We start from the raw sequence: 1,403 nt of genomic DNA, 5'->3' as shown, positions 1-1,403 counted from the left end.
GAGCTATGGTTGAATCTGGGTGACGCGGCCTGATCAGGCGGCGCTGGTTTTTGTGGCGTCTGTCACCTCGACGCCGTTTCGGAACTTGATGCCTTCGATGACTTTCGGCAACTGATTTCTGCCGTTGAGCCGGCGCCATGATTTCGCGGCGGCCTGGATCAGGGTAAAGACCATCAGCTGGGCGGTTTTCTGCGACAGGGCGCCCTTGGTGCGCACGGTTCGATGTCGAACGGTGGCGAAGACGCTCTCAATCGGGTTGGAGCTGCGCAGATGGTCCCAATGCTCGGCCGGGTAGTCGTAGAATGCCATGAGCGCATCGCGGTTCTTCGTCAGGCAGGTGACCGCCTTGGGATACTTTACGCCGTATTTTTCCTCGAAGACATCCATTGCCGCCAGCGCGTCGGCGCGGGTTTCGGCGTGCGAGATGTCGTGAAGGTCGGATTTCACCGCAGGGGCCATCGACTTGGGAAACGCGTTCAGCACATTGCCGATCTTGTGGACCCAGCAACGCTGATGCCGGGTGTCCGGCCAGATCTGGTCCAGCGCCTTCCAGAAACCCAAAGCTCCGTCGCCCACGGCAATTTCGGGTGCCATGGCCAGGCCGCGCGCCTTGATGTCGACCAGCAATTCACGCCAACTTTGCGTGCTCTCGCGGGTGCCAACCTGAAAGCCGAGCAGTTCCTTCTTTCCCTCCGGCGTGGCTCCGATGATCACCAGCATGCACTCGGCCTGAGGCTCCATCCGGGCCTGGAGGTAAACCCCATCGGCCCAGATGTAGACGTAGCGGCGCGCCGAAAGATCACGCTGCTGCCATGCGTCGTAGGTGCCCTGCCAGCCCGCGGTCAGCCGCGTGATCGCTCCGGGTGAAAGGTTCGCGGCCTCCGGACCCAGAAGCGCGCTCAGCGCCTCCTGGAAATCGCCGGTCGATATGCCCCGAAGGTAAAGCACCGGCAGCAGCGTATCGAGGCTGCGCGAGCGCCGCGCCCATTTTGGCAGGATGTTCGAGGTGAAGCGCACCCTGTCTTCGCCCGACGTGTCGCCTGCACGGTCGCGCACTTTCGGTCGTTGAATATCGAGCGCGCCAATCCCCGTCTGAATGGGTCGTTCGGGGCCGTGTCCATGCCTGACCACTCGCCGACGCCCGTCAGCCAATGTCACGTCGGCGAAACTGGCGACAAAGGCATCAGCCTCCGCCTTCAGCGCCTCGGCCAACATGCGCCGCGCGCCTTCGCGAGCAATCTCGGTCAGCGGGTCCGAGATGGAATCTGGCTGGTGAAATGGAATGATCATGGTATCGTCTTTCATGGCGTATCGCTCCTTTCCTGGAGGTTCTGGCAGGCTCAACACCCGCCACGATACGCCGCCCTTCAAAGGACGCCATCACCCAAATTCTGGCATAGCTC

At 61.9% G+C, this 1,403-nt stretch carries 1 protein-coding gene; it reads right to left on the bottom strand.

All coding sequences use genetic code 11. From position 1 onward, the window contains the following. Positions 1-33 precede the first annotated feature (33 nt). The gene (locus tag DT23_RS17625) at positions 34-1,305 is read right to left on the bottom strand and encodes an IS256 family transposase (protein ID WP_038133496.1); all 1,272 of its coding nucleotides are present in this window, start codon (positions 1,303-1,305) and stop codon (positions 34-36) included. Positions 1,306-1,403: the final 98 nt, after the last annotated feature.

The organism is Thioclava indica, from assembly GCF_000714545.1.
GTDB classification, from domain to species: domain Bacteria; phylum Pseudomonadota; class Alphaproteobacteria; order Rhodobacterales; family Rhodobacteraceae; genus Thioclava; species Thioclava indica.
The sequence above is the reverse complement of the archived record's forward strand: the minus strand, read 5'-3'. Positions and strand labels throughout refer to the sequence as shown.

What these genes read in the sequence shown, in the direction of transcription:
- DT23_RS17625 (WP_038133496.1), bottom strand. Translation starts at nt 1,305, where the DNA reads ATGAAAGACGATACCATGATCATTCCATTTCACCAGCCAGATTCCATC.